This is a genomic window from Salmonella sp. SAL00672 (genome assembly GCF_046552175.1).
GTDB lineage: Bacteria > Pseudomonadota > Gammaproteobacteria > Enterobacterales > Enterobacteriaceae > Salmonella > Salmonella enterica.
Genome location: NZ_JBGDUQ010000017.1, coordinates 26,581 through 46,322 on the forward strand (window position 1 = coordinate 26,581; position 19,742 = coordinate 46,322).

At 42.8% G+C, this 19,742-nt stretch carries 18 protein-coding genes and 1 pseudogene; 9 read left to right on the forward strand and 10 right to left on the reverse strand.

All coding sequences use genetic code 11. The features are described from left to right. The first annotated feature begins 403 nt into the window (after positions 1-403). Together putP and phoH are read left to right on the forward strand one after the other, a co-directional pair. Complete coding sequence (gene putP / locus ACLJTG_RS22990; protein ID WP_001018467.1) at positions 404-1,912, forward strand: sodium/proline symporter PutP; 1,509 nt, start codon at positions 404-406, stop codon at positions 1,910-1,912. Positions 1,913-2,804: 892 nt separating this feature from the next. Continuing rightward, positions 2,805-3,593 carry a phosphate starvation-inducible protein PhoH gene (gene phoH / locus ACLJTG_RS22995; protein WP_000533527.1) on the forward strand — a complete coding sequence of 263 codons (789 nt, stop codon included), beginning with the start codon at positions 2,805-2,807 and terminating at the stop codon, positions 3,591-3,593. A 105-nt stretch (positions 3,594-3,698) separates the two neighbouring features. On the opposite strand, the gene ACLJTG_RS23000 is transcribed toward phoH, so the two are convergent. The 3 genes from ACLJTG_RS23000 to ACLJTG_RS23010 form a co-directional block, all read right to left on the reverse strand. After that, positions 3,699-4,580 (reverse strand): MurR/RpiR family transcriptional regulator, encoded by an 882-nt coding sequence (locus ACLJTG_RS23000; RefSeq protein ID WP_000433673.1) that lies wholly within the window; start codon positions 4,578-4,580, stop codon positions 3,699-3,701. A gap of 285 nt (positions 4,581-4,865) precedes the next feature. Further along, a complete protein-coding gene (locus ACLJTG_RS23005; RefSeq protein ID WP_000628085.1) occupies positions 4,866-6,362 on the reverse strand; it encodes a sodium:solute symporter in 1,497 nt (498 codons plus the stop codon). A gap of 341 nt (positions 6,363-6,703) precedes the next feature. Continuing rightward, positions 6,704-7,384: an N-acetylmannosamine-6-phosphate 2-epimerase gene (locus tag ACLJTG_RS23010; protein WP_000054241.1), complete on the reverse strand. Its 681-nt coding sequence runs from the start codon at positions 7,382-7,384 to the stop codon at positions 6,704-6,706. Positions 7,385-7,889: 505 nt separating this feature from the next. Here ACLJTG_RS23010 and ACLJTG_RS23015 point away from each other — a divergent pair. From ACLJTG_RS23015 to ACLJTG_RS23030, 4 genes are all read left to right on the forward strand, one after another. Then, complete coding sequence (locus ACLJTG_RS23015) at positions 7,890-9,050, forward strand: N-acetylneuraminate epimerase (RefSeq protein ID WP_000525756.1); 1,161 nt, start codon at positions 7,890-7,892, stop codon at positions 9,048-9,050. 45 nt (positions 9,051-9,095) lie between these two features. Next, complete coding sequence (locus ACLJTG_RS23020) at positions 9,096-9,788, forward strand: oligogalacturonate-specific porin KdgM family protein (RefSeq protein ID WP_000700610.1); 693 nt, start codon at positions 9,096-9,098, stop codon at positions 9,786-9,788. A 282-nt stretch (positions 9,789-10,070) separates the two neighbouring features. Continuing rightward, on the forward strand, positions 10,071-11,351 hold the full coding sequence (locus ACLJTG_RS23025; RefSeq protein WP_000560758.1) for an MFS transporter: 1,281 nt from the start codon (positions 10,071-10,073) through the stop codon (positions 11,349-11,351). 10 nt (positions 11,352-11,361) lie between these two features. Further along, the gene (locus ACLJTG_RS23030; RefSeq protein ID WP_000988585.1) at positions 11,362-12,468 is read left to right on the forward strand and encodes a Gfo/Idh/MocA family protein; all 1,107 of its coding nucleotides are present in this window, start codon (positions 11,362-11,364) and stop codon (positions 12,466-12,468) included. 166 nt (positions 12,469-12,634) lie between these two features. Here ACLJTG_RS23030 and ACLJTG_RS23035 read toward each other — a convergent pair whose 3' ends face one another. Next, complete coding sequence (locus ACLJTG_RS23035) at positions 12,635-12,928, reverse strand: YciI family protein (RefSeq protein WP_000114401.1); 294 nt, start codon at positions 12,926-12,928, stop codon at positions 12,635-12,637. Between the two features lie 30 nt (positions 12,929-12,958). Between ACLJTG_RS23035 and ACLJTG_RS23040 the strand changes: the two genes are divergently transcribed. After that, positions 12,959-13,177 carry a hypothetical protein gene (locus ACLJTG_RS23040; protein ID WP_023226754.1) on the forward strand — a complete coding sequence of 73 codons (219 nt, stop codon included), beginning with the start codon at positions 12,959-12,961 and terminating at the stop codon, positions 13,175-13,177. Positions 13,178-13,261: 84 nt separating this feature from the next. Continuing rightward, positions 13,262-13,645, forward strand: coding sequence for a hypothetical protein (locus tag ACLJTG_RS23045; protein ID WP_165488521.1), 384 nt, complete (start codon positions 13,262-13,264; stop codon positions 13,643-13,645). A gap of 350 nt (positions 13,646-13,995) precedes the next feature. Here the strand turns inward: ACLJTG_RS23045 and ACLJTG_RS23050 are convergent, their stop codons facing one another. The 6 genes from ACLJTG_RS23050 to ACLJTG_RS23075 form a co-directional block, all read right to left on the reverse strand. Continuing rightward, a complete protein-coding gene (locus ACLJTG_RS23050; protein ID WP_023226753.1) occupies positions 13,996-14,262 on the reverse strand; it encodes a hypothetical protein in 267 nt (88 codons plus the stop codon). Positions 14,263-14,705: 443 nt separating this feature from the next. Continuing rightward, complete coding sequence (locus ACLJTG_RS23055; RefSeq protein ID WP_023226752.1) at positions 14,706-15,095, reverse strand: lysozyme inhibitor LprI family protein; 390 nt, start codon at positions 15,093-15,095, stop codon at positions 14,706-14,708. Then, a complete protein-coding gene (locus ACLJTG_RS23060) occupies positions 15,096-15,557 on the reverse strand; it encodes a hypothetical protein (protein ID WP_023226751.1) in 462 nt (153 codons plus the stop codon). It lies immediately after the preceding gene. 1,144 nt (positions 15,558-16,701) lie between these two features. Continuing rightward, a complete protein-coding gene (locus tag ACLJTG_RS23065; RefSeq protein ID WP_051129339.1) occupies positions 16,702-17,184 on the reverse strand; it encodes a hypothetical protein in 483 nt (160 codons plus the stop codon). A 537-nt stretch (positions 17,185-17,721) separates the two neighbouring features. After that, positions 17,722-18,357 carry a GAD-like domain-containing protein gene (locus ACLJTG_RS23070; RefSeq protein ID WP_023226748.1) on the reverse strand — a complete coding sequence of 212 codons (636 nt, stop codon included), beginning with the start codon at positions 18,355-18,357 and terminating at the stop codon, positions 17,722-17,724. 123 nt (positions 18,358-18,480) lie between these two features. Continuing rightward, entirely contained in the window at positions 18,481-18,606 is a 126-nt protein-coding gene (locus tag ACLJTG_RS23075; protein WP_023226747.1) for a hypothetical protein, read from the reverse strand. A 412-nt stretch (positions 18,607-19,018) separates the two neighbouring features. On the opposite strand from ACLJTG_RS23075, the pseudogene ACLJTG_RS23080 reads away from it, so the two are divergent. Continuing rightward, a pseudogene (locus ACLJTG_RS23080) lies at positions 19,019-19,149 on the forward strand (IS3 family transposase); the annotation flags it as partial. Positions 19,150-19,742 lie beyond the last annotated feature (593 nt).

Consider the following 19,742-nt stretch of genomic DNA (forward strand, 5'->3'; position numbering starts at 1 on the left):
TTGCTCTATCTGCTAACCAATAGTTAGCGGAAAATATCCACCATGTTGCAACTTTGTGCAACCGCGTTAAATGTGACCTGCGTTGCAAGCTTAAAAATGAATAAATTGTTAAAAAAAGAAAGGGGGAGTCTGACGGGGAAAACCATCTGGATTTATTTTCTCTGCGGTAGTTAACACTTTTAAAAGGTGCAACCGCAAAAAATGTGAGAGAGTGCAACCTGGAGAAAAATAGTATCCCTCTGCAATCAAATTTGATGTAAATGGTGTGTTAAATCGATTGTGAATAACCACCGCTTCCGGCAGGATACGGTCGCCCTGGTAAACATAACACCCTTGCCACGTTCCGGCAGGGTACGAAACGGCACGCTACGGTAGTGCCAATAAATAAATTTGGAGAACCTTGATGGCTATTAGCACACCGATGTTGGTGACATTCTGTGTCTATATTTTTGGCATGATATTGATTGGGTTTATCGCCTGGCGCTCAACCAAAAACTTTGATGACTATATTCTTGGCGGTCGCAGCCTGGGGCCGTTTGTTACGGCTTTATCAGCCGGCGCGTCGGATATGAGCGGCTGGCTGTTAATGGGGCTGCCTGGCGCTATCTTTCTGTCGGGGATCTCTGAAAGCTGGATCGCCATTGGCCTGACGTTAGGCGCATGGATTAACTGGAAGCTGGTGGCCGGGCGCCTGCGCGTGCATACCGAATTTAACAATAACGCGCTCACGCTACCGGACTATTTTACCGGTCGGTTTGAAGATAAGAGCCGAGTCCTGCGTATTATTTCCGCGCTGGTCATTCTGCTGTTTTTCACTATCTATTGCGCATCAGGTATTGTCGCTGGGGCACGACTGTTCGAAAGCACCTTCGGTATGAGCTATGAAACCGCACTGTGGGCGGGGGCCGCGGCAACCATTATTTATACCTTTATCGGCGGGTTTCTTGCCGTTAGCTGGACGGATACCGTTCAGGCCAGCCTGATGATTTTTGCGTTAATCCTGACGCCGGTGATGGTTATTGTCGGCGTAGGCGGTTTTAGCGAGTCGCTGGAGGTGATCAAGCAAAAGAGCATCGAGAATGTCGACATGCTCAAGGGGCTGAATTTTGTCGCTATTATTTCTCTGATGGGCTGGGGACTGGGTTACTTCGGTCAGCCGCATATCCTGGCGCGCTTTATGGCGGCGGATTCCCATCACAGTATTGTTCATGCGCGTCGTATCAGTATGACCTGGATGATTCTGTGTCTGGCGGGCGCGGTGGCGGTGGGCTTCTTTGGCATTGCGTACTTTAACAATAACCCCGCGCTGGCCGGGGCGGTGAACCAAAACTCAGAACGCGTATTTATTGAACTGGCGCAGATCCTGTTTAACCCGTGGATTGCCGGTGTTCTGCTGTCTGCTATCCTGGCGGCGGTGATGTCGACGTTGAGCTGTCAGTTGCTGGTATGCTCCAGCGCGATTACGGAAGATTTATATAAGGCTTTTCTGCGTAAAAGCGCCAGCCAGCAAGAGCTGGTATGGGTAGGGCGAGTGATGGTGCTGGTGGTAGCGCTGATCGCCATTGCGCTGGCGGCGAACCCCGATAACCGTGTGCTGGGGCTGGTGAGCTACGCCTGGGCTGGATTCGGCGCGGCATTTGGACCTGTTGTCCTGTTTTCTGTGATGTGGTCGCGTATGACACGTAACGGCGCGCTGGCGGGAATGATTATTGGCGCGGTGACGGTTATCGTCTGGAAACAATATGGCTGGCTGGATCTGTATGAGATCATCCCTGGCTTCATTTTCGGCAGCCTGGGGATCGTAATCTTTAGCCTGCTTGGCAAAGCGCCGACAGCAGCGATGCAGGAACGCTTTGCAAAAGCGGACGCGCATTATCATTCCGCGCCGCCGTCGAAGCTACAGGCGGAATAACCGACATGTCCGATAGCATTATCGCCATCGGACATATTTTACCAGGCGGCGTTATACGCCTGCCTGGTCCTCTGATAAGTCCCGTACCGATTGACTGAAGATGTTCAGGTAAATGAGGACGCACTCTCAAACCATTTTTAGCCCTTGAGCGCCGTTAACGCGGGCGTAATACGTCTCGAGTAATCACTAACTGGCCATATATGAAATCGCCTGTTAATGGTACCAATAGCCTTGACGCAATAGAGTAATGACAAAAATTAAAACGAGTCAGCGTTACTGGCGTAAGTATGCCGCACAAAATTTTGCATAAATAATGCCGTTTTAGCGATGGGAGAGAGGACACGTTAATTACTCCATTTTAACCTTTTATATGTTGAATATTCAATGGGTTATGGGTGGTTTCACCATTAATACCCGCAGTAGCTAATGATTATCTTTTTTAGTCTCCTGCCGATGAAATAATCGTGTAATCTTTCTGTAAGAGACTGACAATGACGCAATAATGTTTGGTTAATACTTGGTGAATATATTGTTGCATTATTGATGTTTTGTGTTGTACTTAGTAGTAATAGCGGTAGTTCCCCGGCAGTGATGGTCACTCACTATGGAGATCGCGAATGGTAATGTCCGCACCAGGACACATTGTTTACAGTAGTTACAACACCCTGTACGGACATTCTCTCTCCGGTGGTGGTCTTGTCACCTTAAAAGCTCTCATCATTTCTCTTACTGTCCATACCCATGACGTCATATGTGGTGCGCGTAGCCGTGTGTGGCGTCGTTTCAAAAAGCAAGCTAAGGCTTACAAGGAAGCCAACCCTCAGATGTGTGTGCGCATAATCGCGTTCAAGAGAACGCGGGTGATGTATACCTACAACTCAAGGTGCTATCCATGGGAAGACAAAAAGCAGTGATCAAAGCTCGTCGTGAAGCAAAGCGTGTGTTGAGACGAGATTCGCGTAGTCATAAGCAACGTGAAGAAGAATCGGTCACGTCACTGGTACAGATGGGCGGAGTAGAAGCCATTGGCATGGCGCGCGATAGTCGCGATACCTCTCCTGTTAAGGCGCGAAATGAAGCACAGGCGCATTATCTGAACGCTATCGACAGTAAACAGCTTATTTTTGCGACCGGCGAAGCCGGCTGCGGAAAAACATGGATCAGTGCGGCAAAGGCGGCAGAAGCATTGATTCATAAGGACGTCGAGAGGATCATTGTGACGCGTCCGGTATTGCAGGCTGATGAAGATCTTGGTTTTTTGCCCGGTGATATCGCTGAAAAATTCGCGCCTTATTTTCGTCCCGTCTACGATGTCCTGCTTAAACGGTTGGGCGCGTCCTTTATGCAATATTGTTTGCGCCCGGAAATCGGTAAGGTAGAAATTGCCCCGTTCGCCTATATGCGTGGGCGTACTTTTGAAAATGCGGTCGTGATCCTCGACGAGGCGCAAAATGTGACTGCGGCGCAAATGAAAATGTTTTTGACGCGACTAGGCGAAAATGTCACGGTCATTGTCAATGGCGATATTACGCAATGCGACCTGCCGCGCGGCGTGCGTTCCGGATTGAGCGATGCGTTGGAACGCTTTGAAGAAGATGAAATGGTAGGGATTGTGCATTTCAACAAAGACGACTGCGTGCGCTCGGCGCTTTGTCAGCGAACGCTCCACGCATACAGCTAATATAGCATTGACTTTCAGAGCCCGGGAGACCGGGCTTTGTTGTCTATAAAGCGTCCAGCAGACTCATGGACAAAAAAGGAAAATGACGCCTGTACGTGAAGGGAATTATTTTGTCATGTCCAGGGCATTCATTGTCCGTAATTTGCTTTCTCGGGCCTGTTCCGGCGAGGACTGTACAAGAAGGGTATAGAGCAGGTCAAAGACGAAAAGCTGCGCGGCTTTCGTACCGATCGAGTCACCCTGCAACATTCCTTGCCGATTACCATTGATCAGGCAAAAATCGGCCTCTTCACATAATGGAGAACCCAGATTATGGGTAATGGCGACTGTGGTGGCGCCAGCCTGTCGGGCCAATCGGAGTGAATGCACTGTTTCTGGCGATGTGCCCGAGTGACTGACACCCATCGCGACATCGCCTGCTTTTAATAGCGTAGCCTGCATGTACATAAAATGGTTATTGCTTACCGCATCGCCCCGTAAACCAATACGCATTAGCTTGTGTTTCATATCCAGCGCCGTGATCCCCGATGAGCCCACACCAAAGATATAAACTGAGTGACAGTGACGTAGGGCGTCCACGACACCGAGAACCTGTTGCATATCAAGCAGATTTAGCGTTTCAGATAATACATTACTAATGGTGTTCTGCAATTTTAAACCAATGGCGTGGGCATCGTCGGATTCGCTAACTTCGGCATCCAGTAGAGGACTACTGTCATCAGACTCGGTAGTGGCAAGTTCAATGGCCAGGTCCATTTTAAAATCCTGAAAACCTTTATAGCCCAGGGTGCGACAAAAGCGAATAACCGTGGCTTCTCCGGCCTGTGTGTCGCGCGACAAATCGGCAATAGATGACTGTGTCACCTGTCTGGGGAAGGCTAAAATATATTGCGCAATACGCTGGGAGGCACGTGTCAGGCTTTTTTGCATAGCACCCAGAGTGTCAAGGATTTTTCCGGGTTTAAGACGTGGGGGTTGAGGCTCCATATAGTTCCTGCTCTTGAGGGCTGATTGCGGCACAAAGCCTGCAATATCGAACAGAGCAGAGCCTATCAAGTCTGCGGCATGAAAAAAAGCGCGATGTAAGTAAAGGAGGGGGAATATTTACATCGCGTTGCCAACTTATGACAGAACATCACTGGAGAGTAATCTGTTTGCTCTTACGGTGTTTATAGCGCGCCATCTGTCGGATGGTTTATATCTGGCCCGGTATTGTCGCCCCGGGCGTTGGCGTCACCGTGTGCTGTGTCGGTATAGCGTGGTATCATGAAATCATAATGTCACCTTTGGCTCAGGTTTTTCATCCAGCGTCAATGGCGGTGCCGGGGCAAATAACGGGGCGAAAATAACGCCGCTGATCACCACGCTTAGCGAGCCAATGACCCCATAAAAGAAGAAGTTAAGGTCAGTGGCATAGCGTGCGCCCAGCACGGTAATGACGCTGATAATAATTCCTAAAACCGCACTCCCGGCATTTGCTCGTTTAAAGAAAATGCCCAGCATGAACAGACCGGTCATTGGCCCTCCCATCAGACCTATCAGACTATTAAATGCATCCCAGATTTCTGATTCATCGGCCATGACCAGCCATACCGAGGCCGCGCTACTTATCAGGCCCGCGACCAGAATAACTAACTTAGCTATTTTCATACGGTTTTCTGGCGTTCTTTTTTTATGACTCAAACGCTGATAGATATCGGAATTAAAACAACTGGAAATGCTGTTTAAGCTGCTGGAGATGCTGGACTGCGCGGCAGCGAAAATAGCGGCGATTATCAACCCTGCAATGCCGACTGGCATTTCGGTGACCACGAATAAGGGTAAAATGCCGCCAGTGTTGAATCCCGCCGGTAATAATTGTGGATGTTGCTGATAGTAGACAAACAATGCCGAGCCGATAGCAAAAAAGAAAACAGGGATCACAGCAACCAGTTTGGCATTTGTAAGTAATGTTTTCTTCGTTTCCTCTATGGAGTCAGTCACGATATAGCGTTGGACCACATCCTGACTGGCAGTAAATTGCTGAATATTGGCAAACAGAAAACCAATCATCAATACAGGTACTGTGCTTTCCGTCCAGCTCCAGTGGAACTGCGTAGCCGGAAAGAATTTATCCGCCTGCTGCGTCACCGTAAAAATTTCACCAATGCCGCCCTGGACTTTGAGACATATCACTATAAAAATCAGTATCGCGCTACCAGAAAGTAAGAGGCCTTGAATAACATCAGTCCATATTACTCCTTCAATTCCACCCATCCAGGTATAAATGATACACATCACGCTAATCAACAGTACCAAAATCACCGGGTCTATAGCGATGAAGGGGCGCAAGGCCAGCACGGTGAGGAAAGTGATAATGGCGATACGTCCGATATGAAACAACATAAATGACATGCTGGCGAATAGACGGCAGCGCACATCGAACCGTGCTTCGAGATATTCATAGGCTGATGTGACTTTCAATTTCCGAAAAAACGGAATATAGAAATAAAAAACCAGCGGTAAAATTGCGATAGCCAGATACTGACCAATGATAAACGTCCAGTCGGAAGTAAACGCTTTGGCAGGAATTGACATAAATGTAATTGAGCTTAACGTAGTAGCAAATACACTGACCCCAGCCGCCCAACCAGGAACCCGGCCACCACCGCGAAAATAATCGTCTGCTGTTTTTTGCCGTCTGGAAAAATAGACACCGACTAACATCATGGCCAGGAGGTAGCCAAATAATACAAGATAATTAACGATGCCGAAAGAATGTGTAATCATAGTTCTTTCCTGCTTATGGTTTTGAGTAGAGTTGCGGTCATCGTCTGTGTATTTTTATCTTCCCATCATTCAGACGATACGATACGATATTCAGATCAAGTAATAGTTTTTGTTAATCTCAATGACGGTAATCATGAGATGTAAAAGGCAGAGCATTTATGCTCCACCAATGGTGATGCCCAGACGTATGTCCTGCCGGATACCTGAAATAGCAGATATCCGATATTGCGTTCAAACAGGCTTCAGGCCTGGGGATCGTATTTGCCGATAGCATTATTAACGTCGGATTATTATCTGAGACATAAATATCAATAGTAAGCGTGTTCATTTTCTTTTCCTGTTCAGCGTTTTACTGCGTGACTGAACCACTGACAGATATGCTCGATACGGGTGATAGCGGAACCAACGGTAACTGCCCAGGCACCATGCTCAATAGCATTGGCCGCCAGTGCAGGCGTGTTATAGCGCCCCTCGGCAATAACACGACAACCTGCATGGCTCAGTTGTGTCACCATTGCCAAATCTGGCTCAACCGGCGTGATGGGGCCGGTATAGCCAGACAGTGTTGTACCAATGAATTCGATTCCTTTCTGATGGCAACTTATGCCTTCATTCACGGTTGAACAGTCTGCCATCGCCAGTAATCCATGCAGGCGAATACGTGTCAGTAAACTATCAATATCAACCGGGCGAGAGCGGAATGAGGCATCAAAAGCGATAATATCGGCACCTGCCTGCGCCAGGGCGTCAACATCCTGTAAATAGGGAGTGATACGGACTGGCGACCCTGTAAGGTCACGTTTAATTATCCCAATAATAGGAACAGAAAGATGGGGACGAACAGCCCGCAGATTCTCAATGCCTTCAATGCGCACAGCGACCGCACCCGCCGAAGCCGCTGCCTGTGCCATTGCAGCCACAATTTCAGGTTTATCCATAGGGCTGCCTGGTACCGGTTGGCATGAGACAATCAGCCCACCGTTTTCGTGTACACTTTGTTCCAGCCTGGCTAATAGTGACATCCAGTTCCGCCTTATATATTTTGAAGTTTTGCTCCGTTTTATGTTATGTTGTGGAGCGTTGCTACATCAAGCAAAAAGATAGAAAAATGTGAACACAGTCATAAGGTATGTTTGTTATTCAATTACTGCGCCAGCGGATTTGAGGCTATAACCTGAAGCTACAAGACAAATACAATTCACTCTGACGGCAGCATGCTGTATTTTATTAACTGCTTCCGGCATAAAGATAAAATGCTCAGAAAGAGCTTATACGCCACGGGATAGCCAGTATGAAATGCATCACATAATTCTTGTTGTATTTATTCGAATGCTATCACTAATGAGTTTGACCATAACAGGTCACCCATAATCACTTCTAACATCACCATGGTGTGCTTTTACCTCGCACATGATAACCCCATGTAATTATTTTTAGCGCTTGGTCACATTTTGTCATTATCATTGTTGAAATTGTGCGCCATAAGATCACTAATGATGAAGCTTTACTCCAATTGTATTTCTTCGCATGGGGATGCAGATGAAAAATTTTAAGAAAATGATGACGCTAATGGCGCTATGTTTATCAGTCGCTATCACCACATCAGGATATGCAACGACGCTTCCTGATATACCAGAACCACTGAAAAATGGTACTGGCGCTATTGATAATAATGGCGTGATTTATGTCGGCTTAGGTACCGCAGGGACATCCTGGTATAAAATTGATCTTAAAAAGCAACATAAAGACTGGGAGCGTATAAAGTCGTTTCCTGGTGGAGCTCGTGAGCAATCCGTGTCGGTATTTTTAAATGATGAGCTTTATGTTTTTGGTGGCGTAGGGAAAAAAAACAGTGAATCACCGTTGCAGGTTTATAGCGATGTGTACAAATACTCACCGGTGAAAAATACATGGCAAAAAGTTGACACTATATCTCCAGTTGGATTAACAGGGCATACGGGAGTAAAATTAAACGAAACGATGGTACTTATTACCGGAGGGGTTAATGAGCATATCTTTGATAAGTATTTTATTGATATAGCGGCTGCGGCTGCGGATGAAAGTGAAAAAAATAAAGTCATCTATAATTATTTTAATAAACCTGCCAAAGATTATTTTTTTAATAAAATCGTATTTATCTACAATGCTAAAGAGAACACATGGAAGAATGCCGGTGAGCTGCCAGACGCGGGGACGGCAGGATCGTCATCGGTAATGGAAAATAATTTCCTGATGCTGATTAATGGTGAGCTCAAACCGGGTTTACGTACCGATGTGATTTACCGCGCCATGTGGGATAACGACAAGCTAACATGGTTGAAGAACAGCCAGTTACCGCCATCGCCTGGAGAACAACAGCAAGAAGGGTTGGCCGGAGCATTTTCGGGCTATAGTCACGGTGTCCTGCTTGTCGGTGGTGGCGCGAATTTTCCGGGAGCAAAACAAAATTATACCAATGGAAAGTTTTATTCCCACGAAGGAATAAATAAAAAATGGCGAGATGAAGTCTATGGTTTGGTTAATGGCCATTGGCAATATATGGGTAAAATGAAACAACCTCTCGGCTATGGTGTATCAGTAAGTTATGGTGATGAAGTTTTCCTTATTGGTGGTGAAAATGCTAAAGGGAAACCTGTTTCGTCTGTAACCTCCTTTACCATGCGTGATGGTAATTTATTAATAAAATAATTTTTTAAATACAAAAATAAAGTTAATTGATGAGCGGAGTATTTTATGAAAATCAACAAATATCTTCTGGGTATGGTTTCGTTTATAGCATTTTCATCATATCTACAAGCGGCAACCCTTGATTATCGGCATGAATATGCTGATAGAACCAGAATTAATAAAGACCGTATTGCTATAATTGAAAAGCTTCCTAACGGCATTGGTTTTTATGTCGATGCCAGCGTTAAATCGGGAGGAGTAGATGGTGAGCAGGATAAGCATTTAAGCGATCTCGTCGCAAACGCTATAGAACTGGGCGTAAGTTATAATTATAAAGTTACGGACAATTTTGTTTTGCAGCCTGGATTTATATTTGAAAGCGGTCCAGACACTTCAATTTATAAGCCTTATTTAAGGGGGCAATATAATTTTGATTCTGGTGTTTATATGGCTGGTCGTTACCGTTATGACTATGCAAGGAAGACAGCTAACTATAGTGATGATGAGAAAACGAATAGATTTGATACTTATATAGGTTATGTTTTTGATGAGTTGAAATTAGAATATAACTTTACCTGGATGGATAGCGATCAAATTAAATTTGATAACAAAAAAACAAACTATGAACATAATGTGGCTTTAGCCTGGAAACTGAATAAGTCATTTACACCATACGTTGAGGTCGGAAATGTAGCGGTGAGAAATAATACCGATGAGAGACAGACCCGTTATCGCGTTGGATTACAATACCACTTTTGAGAAAGGTTAAAGAGTTACTGTACTAATCTTTGCTTAGTATTCATGTCGATAATCTTATAGCCCGTGGCTACGTTACAGAACGTTAGACTTTGTCTTGAGTATTCACGTCCTTAACGTAGCTACGAATAAGGATGGTAAACAATGAATATACGTCTTACATAGCTACGATCTCAGGCGGTTGTCGGAAAGTGCCGGTTGATTGTGTCTTATTCGGCAATTGATATGACTTAAAAATTAATTCCGTAAGCATTTCAGACGGTAACAGCAAATAAGGGTTTTATTGTGATAGCAAAATTCTTCCCGTGGTATAGCGAGATAACTCGTCCACAAAAAAATGCTTTATTTTCAGCATGGCTGGGTTACGTTTTTGACGGCTTCGACTTTATGCTGATTTTCTACATTATGTATCTGATCAAGGCTGACTTAGGATTGACAGATATGGAGGGCGCATTCCTTGCCACAGCGGCCTTTATTGGGCGACCATTTGGCGGGGCGCTATTTGGTCTGCTGGCAGACAAATTTGGCCGTAAGCCGTTGATGATGTGGTCGATAGTTGCCTATTCTGTAGGTACAGGGTTAAGTGGCCTGGCTTCCGGTGTAATTATGCTGACGCTTAGTCGCTTCATTGTCGGTATGGGGATGGCGGGGGAGTATGCTTGCGCTTCTACTTATGCCGTGGAAAGTTGGCCAAAGCATTTAAAATCTAAAGCGAGCGCATTTCTGGTTTCAGGTTTCGGTATTGGTAACATCATAGCAGCCTATTTTATGCCGTCATTTGCCGAAGCGTATGGTTGGCGTGCTGCTTTTTTTGTCGGTTTGCTACCCGTTCTTTTAGTAATCTACATCCGGGCCAGGGCTCCTGAATCTAAAGAGTGGGAAGAAGCTAAACTCAGTGGTCCCGGAAAGCATTCACAAAGTGCCTGGTCAGTTTTCTCTTTGTCAATGAAAGGGCTATTTAATCGAGCTCAATTTCCACTGACATTATGTGTATTTATTGTTCTGTTCTCTATTTTCGGCGCAAACTGGCCGATCTTTGGTCTACTGCCTACATATTTGGCGGGAGAGGGCTTTGATACGGGTGTGGTCTCTAATTTAATGACGGCGGCGGCATTCGGCACTGTATTGGGAAATATCGTTTGGGGGCTGTGCGCAGATAGAATTGGTTTGAAGAAAACGTTCAGCATTGGTCTTCTCATGTCCTTTTTATTCATTTTCCCGTTATTCAGAATTCCGCAAGATAATTATTTACTGCTGGGCGCATGTTTATTCGGTTTAATGGCGACTAACGTAGGTGTTGGCGGGTTGGTTCCCAAATTTCTCTACGACTACTTTCCTCTTGAGGTTCGTGGTTTGGGTACCGGGCTGATTTATAATCTTGCTGCGACATCAGGCACATTCAATTCAATGGCGGCGACCTGGCTTGGAATAACAATGGGGCTAGGCGCTGCGCTAACGTTCATTGTTGCTTTCTGGACCGCAACAATTCTACTCATTATTGGCCTATCCATTCCGGATAGACTAAAAGCACGTCGTGAAAGTTTTCAATCAACAAAAGAATTTTAATAGAGGATAAATGATGACGAAATACGGTGTTGTAGGTACAGGTTATTTTGGCGCTGAACTGGCGCGATTTATGTCTAAGGTTGAAGGGGCGAAAATCACTGCGATTTACGATCCGGTAAATGCGGCTCCGATAGCGAAAGAGTTGAACTGTGTCGCCACTGCAACGATGGAGGCGCTTTGTTCCCATCCTGATGTGGATTGCGTAATTATTGCTTCACCAAATTACTTACATAAAGCGCCAGTCATTGCGGCGGCTAAAGCGGGTAAACACGTGTTTTGTGAAAAACCTATCGCCTTAAATTACCAGGATTGTAAGGATATGGTTGATGCCTGCAAAGAAGCTGGTGTTACCTTTATGGCGGGTCACGTTATGAACTTTTTTCACGGGGTTCGCCACGCTAAAGCGCTCATCAAAGCTGGTGAAATTGGTGAAGTTACACAAGTTCACACTAAACGTAATGGTTTTGAAGACGTGCAGGATGAGATCTCATGGAAGAAGATTCGCGCAAAGTCAGGTGGGCATCTGTACCATCACATTCACGAGCTAGATTGTACACTGTTCATCATGGATGAAACCCCATCCCTGGTTTCAATGGCGGCGGGGAATGTTGCGCACAAAGGTGAAAAATTTGGTGATGAAGATGATGTTGTCCTAATCACCCTTGAGTTTGAAAGCGGTCGTTTCGCGACACTTCAGTGGGGATCATCGTTCCACTACCCTGAGCACTATGTATTAATTGAGGGCACGACAGGTGCAATTCTCATTGATATGCAAAACACGGCTGGTTATCTAATAAAAGCGGGCAAAAAAACACACTTTCTTGTGCATGAAAGCCAGGCGGAGGATGATGATCGTCGCAACGGTAACATATCCAGCGAGATGGATGGCGCAATCGCTTATGGTAAACCCGGTAAACGTACGCCGATGTGGCTCTCATCAATTATGAAACTGGAGATGCAGTACTTGCATGATGTGATAAACGGTCTGGAGCCAGGCGAGGAGTTTGCTAAATTGCTAACGGGAGAAGCGGCGACAAATGCCATTGCTACCGCTGATGCTGCGACGCTTTCCTCAAACGAGGGGCGCAAAGTAAAACTCACTGAAATTCTTGGCTAAAATGGGAAGCCGGATGGTGGTGTTATTACCCGGTGGCGCTGCGCTTATGTAGACCGGATAAGGCGCCCGTGAACTGTGCCGCCATCCGGCAATGGACGGGTCACATATATGAAAAAAGCCCGTTGTTCTGGTGTGAACTCCGACTGTCGGGCTTTGTTGTTTTTGGTTATAAGACCGCTTTTAATTCCGTGACCATCATTGTGGGTTCAAAAGGAATCAAATCGACTTTAGCTACGCCAGACAAGCGAAAAGGATCTTGTGCCAGATAGTTTTGCAGTACATCCGCGTCATCATAGTTTGCAAGTATTACGCCTCCTGTGCGCGGAATTTTTCGCCCGGAAGCCAGAAAAAGTCCATCGGCATAACCTTTTTTTAGCCATTCCACATGTGCAGGGATTTGCGCATCAATTTCATGCAATGGTTTTACGTAGGTTAAGACAACCACACAAAGCACACTCATTTTGTTGTCCATAAATATAAAGGGGATATTATGCTAGCACTCTATGCAGAGACGCGAAAAATTTTAATGTCTGGAATTATGGAAACGACCTTCATTAGTGGGCCGTTCTTCTATGCGCCAGGAGACGCCGCCAGTAATCTTGATGAACTTTATGTGAGGTTGGCTGAATTGCAATATGCGAAAAAAGCCGAGCTTGATGACAAACCTGTTGTGCGGTTATACATTATCCGACGTGGCAACGTTGGGTGAGGCGAAACCGAAACCCAACATTGCGGTATTGGGTATGAATGTTGGGTTACGCGCCGTTCCACCCAACCTCCGGGAACGATGGTTTTGGCAGTTGGAAAAGCGAAGCGCATTTCGGCATCAAGGTTTGTCAGTCGTCTGATACTTTCGTACAGGCTCTTTTTTGAAGATGCCGGTGAGGGGGCTGCCATATTTACGTTCATTATCATTCGCGTTAATCATAATTATTTCTTTATATACAATGTGTTGTCATTATTCTTTTTTCGCTGGCGTATTGCTATCTTTCGTAAAATCGTCATTTTATGCAGTACAGGATGCATGACAAAAGAGTGGGGATTATGCCAAAGAAAGCCAGAGGCAGGTTCTGGTTTGCTTCCAGTCGTAGCAGTTCCTTCTGGGGCCATTTTTACTGTAAAACCGTGGCCAGTGTTACTTGACCACTACATTTTGCGAAGTTATTTAGGTAATTAAATTCTTCCGCATGCCGTTCACAGCATGAGCATTTGCCCTGCACCTTTTCATATTTGGCCATGTACGGCGTAATAATACTGGTTAAGGATTTGTAAAGAAGAACAACCGGTGTGTTTTTATACTATTTTTCTGGACTGCCGATTGGGAATTTATAATCAAGTTTTTATACATAATAAAATTATTTTCCATACTAAGTGTTTTTATTCAATCCTATAATTATTAGATTTACTTTATTGTAAAGGTGAATTATTTTTTAATTTGAGTTTAAAGTAATTGTTTTAGATGCCTTTTGACGATGTTATAAGCAAGGAGATATATGGATAGTATGAATTATTTATTTGTAATTAAATTTAACGTTCAAAGCATATACCTCGGTTGCAAATTTCATAACCGAGGCATTCTCCGGTAACCATGCTGACGTATACATGAAAAGCAGTAGTAGTGACCGTATCTAACCAGTCCAGTTTGGTTAAATCAATATCACCTGTATAAATCACAAAGCAAGGATCACCCTTTATCATTTGTTTTTTAACAACAACGCTACTCTCATCCCAGCCAAGTTTTTTTCGAGTGCTATAGTCTTTTGCGATATCAATAGCAACTTGTGGTGTAATCATTTAGTGACTCCATAATACACATTGTACAATATAATATACTAGAAACTGTAATGAGACCTAACTTTATCTTGTAGTTGGTTTTTTATCCCATTATATTTTTAAAATATAAATAATCGTAAATCTTAGAAATCTAATATATTGAATAACACATCTTATTTTCTTAAGCGCTATCTATTTGAATGCTTGTTAATTAGTTCATCCTAATCAATCTTGGGTATTTGATTGGGTATAAATCAGAAGGATGGTTGCACTGGATAAGGACTGGTTTTATTTTCTAACAAAAATATGGATTCATTAGTATAAGAATGCCCTGTTTCTACATCTTTGGCGACTGGTCAGATCGCATAATGCAGGTTTAACAAATTTCAAACAAGGTACTATTCTGCGCTGATGCAATTTAGGTAGTAACCTTAACTCGATAAAATATTGACTTGCCTGTCACCCTAATTATTAGCCAGTATGGTTTCAAGCTCTTTAGTTCTTTTTAGTGTCATATCATTTTTACAAGAATACATTGATGTATCATATGCTTGCGATTCCTCATCGATTATGAATGAAAAAACGGTACAATTTGCATCTCTGAAGTTAATCCATGCTCTCTGTGATAATTTTATTTTTTCAACAAACTCCGCGCCTGAATTTGGCTGGGAATTATATTTCTTGCGAATGGTGGACAAAAGTGTTCTGTAGGTTTCATTAAGTTTTGCATCGCTATCTTCGAATGTCTTTTTTGAGCAAAGAAATACTGCTTCAGAATATTGAATACTGAGACAAGGGTCATCCGCCAGTAATGCAAATGGAATAAAATAAATCAATAATAACGACACTCTCATTTAATGTCTCTCCAGATAATCAGTGCGATGTAGATTCATATCGTGATAGTAATCAGTGATGCCTGCATGTTTTAAACCACAACTTTCCAGTACTTTTAGTGCATCATCTGATATGACCAACCGTAGGTCATCAGCTATACCAAAATCATCTTTCCCAACTATACCTGTAATTTTTGCCCAATATATCTCTGGTAATTTAATATTTGGATAAAGTTCTTCAAATATATCTGATTTTGATGTTATTACACTATCAAAAAATATCCCCGAAAGGTTTAAATTTTCAATAAGTACTTTTGCCTTTTCCGTAATTACAAAACAAGGGAATGTTTCCATTATGCAATCACCCAACCAACCGTCAAAACTGTGTTCTAAGGTGAACACAATGGGAGGAGGCATACTGATATCAAGAGTAGTGGCTTCGCCAAAACCGCCTGCAACTTCTGTTTCGATATACTTAAACATGTTTTTCTCCTCTATTCTGTCGGCGAGTTAAACTGACTACCATATTTTTTATCAATTTTCGCTGCCCTGTCTAATATTTTTTGCTTTGTTGCATTGGAGGGGCGATAAAAATCATTCTATTCTTTTCGTATTTTACTTAAATGTAGAATAATATTTACAGTAAAAATTTTTTTCACCTAAAAGGCCTAATATGTGTTTCCCCCAGTCACTGGTATCGATGTCATTATTTATATGCTCATAGGCTACATCAAGTTCTGTAAAGGAGGATTTTGCTTCTGAAATGGTCTTATAGCAACCAGTAGCATAGAGATTATTGGTCCCTGCGATTAGCTCAGGTTTAATACTGCCCGGTTTTACATCTGGTGGGGGTAATATCTTGTAATATAAATTTGTTACTTCTGAGAATGTATAACGGCATCGCTAAAAATGTTCTTTCTGGTATTTAAAACTACATGTCACTGCCCACAGGAAGGATGGTTTATTATTGCTTTCTTTCATTATAATAACTCTCTCTGGATTATCTACATTTCATTTTTTAACATAAAACACATCACAACTAGAAAACTTAAACATTTTATATTAAAAGTTTATCTAATATTCGAATATTATAAATTTAATGGCCATGTAGAAATAAAATATAGTAATAAAAATCTTTAGAGAGAAACTTATCGTATGTTTATGTTTCATAAATGAGAGTATTGGCTGTTTATTAATGTTTTTATTATTGTATTTAATGTGGAAGTGGTGTATTCCCCCAATCCCAATATCTACTAATGAAAATGCACTATAATAAAAGAATATATATCCTGATAGTACTACAAGAAATTTAATAAATATAATGCTATGTATATTATTTATATTTCTGATCAATAAAAAACAAATTAGCGAGGACATTACGATGCCCAAAAAAAATCTAAAAAAATTATTATGATACACCTTGATAATCTTGCCTGAAAGTTTCATAAGATACCATTATCCACCAACATTAAAATTTTTTTCCGGTCAATATAGTACCCGATGTTGAACCCGCCAACTCTGGTAGTACTGGCTAAGGGGTTTCAGTAAAGGGGCCTGTTTGTATATCTTCCTCCTGGTCAATTAGATAAATTTAATATTATAAGAAATGATTCGTTTTAAAGAAATGTTATATGTTAATTCCTAAATTTTTTCGATGAAAAACATTAGGGGAAATAAATTTAATAAGATTGATATTTTCACTTGAATCCATGAAAATCACTATCACTAAAAAATCATGAAAAAACGTTAAAACTCTTCTTTCTGGCAATCCGTTTTGATTATCTTTTAACTCTTTACCCAGCTTTTCTCTTAAGAATTGTAGATGGTCATTGAAATTTAATTTATATGGTAAGTCATCCTTGTTTTTTTGGTAGACCACAAGTTCAGAAAAAACAAATTTCCCATCAGACTTGATGGGAAGCAAACTCTCAGACTCATAAGTGGATCTGATTCTAAACCCAAGAGAAACACTACCATCTGGAATGTCAAAATATTCTATTCCACCTTTACCTTGAGGGCGATTTCTTATTCCATTAGTTATCAAATATAAATCAAACTGTGGATGAATAGTTGTAAACCTTAGAAAGCTAATGCATTCAGTAATATTCACGTTATTTCCTTAAATATTTTATGATATGCTTATTTTGGCTAAGTTGCTCATTAATATATTTATACCAATTAACCTTAGATAATTACGCTACGGATTTTTTATACGTCTCACTACATTATAGGCCAGTTTACCAGCCCCGGCAGCATCTCCAGCTATTGGTATTGCAGCAAAAAGAGAAAAACTAGCCTCAAATAAGTCCCACGGCACAAGCTTATTCCTGCATTCAGCAGGTCAGGAAAAATGCCAGTCCCTGAAACAAGACCAGCCACATCAAGTTTCGTCTGTAATCCATCTAACCAGCCATCACCTTCATTCTTTTCTGCCGATGTTTCTTACTTTACTGGTGAGGTTGTTTCTTCTGCGCTTTTTCCGATGCAGGGGGCTATATCCGACAAATCTAAAAGATTCTCAAGAAAATAGTTGGGTTATTTATCATGTATTATATCATTCCTGTCTAAGTCCGTTATTTTTACATAGCCAGCCTCAGGTCAATATTCATCTATTTCAAGCCATTTCCAGAATTGATAATTCCCTCCTTTAGAAGACTATAATATTAGGGGGAGATAACTCTCTCAGAATCATCAAATGTATTTGACAGTCCACTTTACTCAAATTTTCAATTTTTATTTCTCCGCCAAAAATGTATGCAGGTTCCAAACCAAACATTTCATTATTAGCTAATACGCCTAGTTGTTTAACTGCCCGGTCAAAAATGTAATTATCATTACAATCAAATAAATCAAACTCTTCGACATTTGAAAATGCAAGAAAAGATTCAATTTCACTTACTAATTCATCTATTGTTTTTACCATAAAACCATTTTCGAAAAAAATTATTTGATTAAATAAGGGCTGAATCGTAATATTTCTTCCGGTAGACTCACCAAAAACATATAATTCGCCAAAGGCACTCCTGGCTATGACATGGTATGCGTCCATTTCTTTAAATGGAGTATCTTCTAGCCATATATCCAGTACATCTTCATACTCATCAGGATTGACAAGACTAAACAATCCATTTTTATACGTTCCCCATCCCTCTGTTTTCCAGTAAGAAAGAAGTTTATCCGGAAGAATTCCTTTCCATTTTGTCATACTTTTCTCTGGAACAGCGCTATAAGATGTAGCTTCTCCAAATTTCTCAATGAAGTAACTAAAGTCTTGATCTCGCATAAAATTTCCCCCTGGATTCTAAGCCCTTTGCCCCGGCATAATACCAGTTTAACATTCATCTTTTCTCAAACATGGCCTGATTTAATGCTGTCATTAGGTGCTTCATCTGGTGTTTTTAGTCTTTCATTCTGATTCCAGCTTGCACCTGTTGAACTGTTGATACCACTGGAGGGGGAAATTGACGACAGCGGTTGCCGTCGGCGTTAATCCGTCCACATCCAGCGTAAAACGCAGGCCATTTTGTGACATAACCTTATCCTGGATTCATTGGCGAAAAAGGAATCACGGCCCGTTCGTGGCAGTGGGGAGGGCAGGCGTTTCAGACACACTACCGCCGAAGTTTCCGGCATCCGCCATCTCCCATATATGAAACGTAACAGACGTAACTCATTGCTGAAACGGGTTTTTTGTCTCCGTTTCCGGACAAAAACAGCATCCTGCCATTAAGGCGGAATGCTGTGGATTTAACGGATTGGAGGTGATTTACACACGCTTACCTAATATGTAGTCAATAACGCTCAAGCTTGGGTCTTCCCGGATATAGCCTCTGAGACGGATGTAGAAAGCCATACCGCTATGACGCTATGGAGGCAGGTGTCGACGCTGGACACTGCCATTCTCAGTCTTATTGGTGAAAACAATATTTCCGAAGACCAGGAACGCTACATTTCGCGGGATGGAAGCGGCTGATACTAAAAAACCACAGGCCTGGAAGACGAGAACCGACTACTCAAACAGATTTTTGCTGACTTCAATCTGGAATGTTGGGCGCTAAAAAATGTAACTCATAGATACCCATAGATGTTGAATGATGGTAGTACCTGAAGAAACGGGAAAATCATTATCAGCGGTTGGTAATAAAAGACGGTGAGTACATGGAATGAGTGAGAAGGAGAGCTAAAATCAGTCGTGTCCAGCGAAAAAGGGGCATTGCTTCCGAGGTGATCATGGGCAGGGTAGGGGATGTGAAAGCAGGTTATCGATGGCTCAGATGGCACACTTTTTTGGTGCCGCTCCATTACACGAGCTTCTTTATGCAGCATTTTATGCAGGGTAAAACCAAAATTACGTTGTAAGTTATTGATTTTGTATCAAATGTGGCGGTGTGGTGGGGGGGATTCGCTGCGCTCTCCCTTCGGGCAGCCTCCTCGCAGGTTCGTCGTTTGTCCAACTGGCTGCGCCGCTACTCAGCCCATCCCTAGGCCTCGCCCCTTCGGGGCCAGAGCAAGCGCTGTTCAAAAACGCTCCCGGCGTTTTTGTGTCGAACCCCGGTCGGGTGTTCTCATCCCCCCTGTAGGGTGGCTTTATTGACTAGTCCTGATATAGGTTGACAGTTTTTTGTCTGTAAAACGCCTGATGAACATCATCGGGCGTTTTGTATTTCA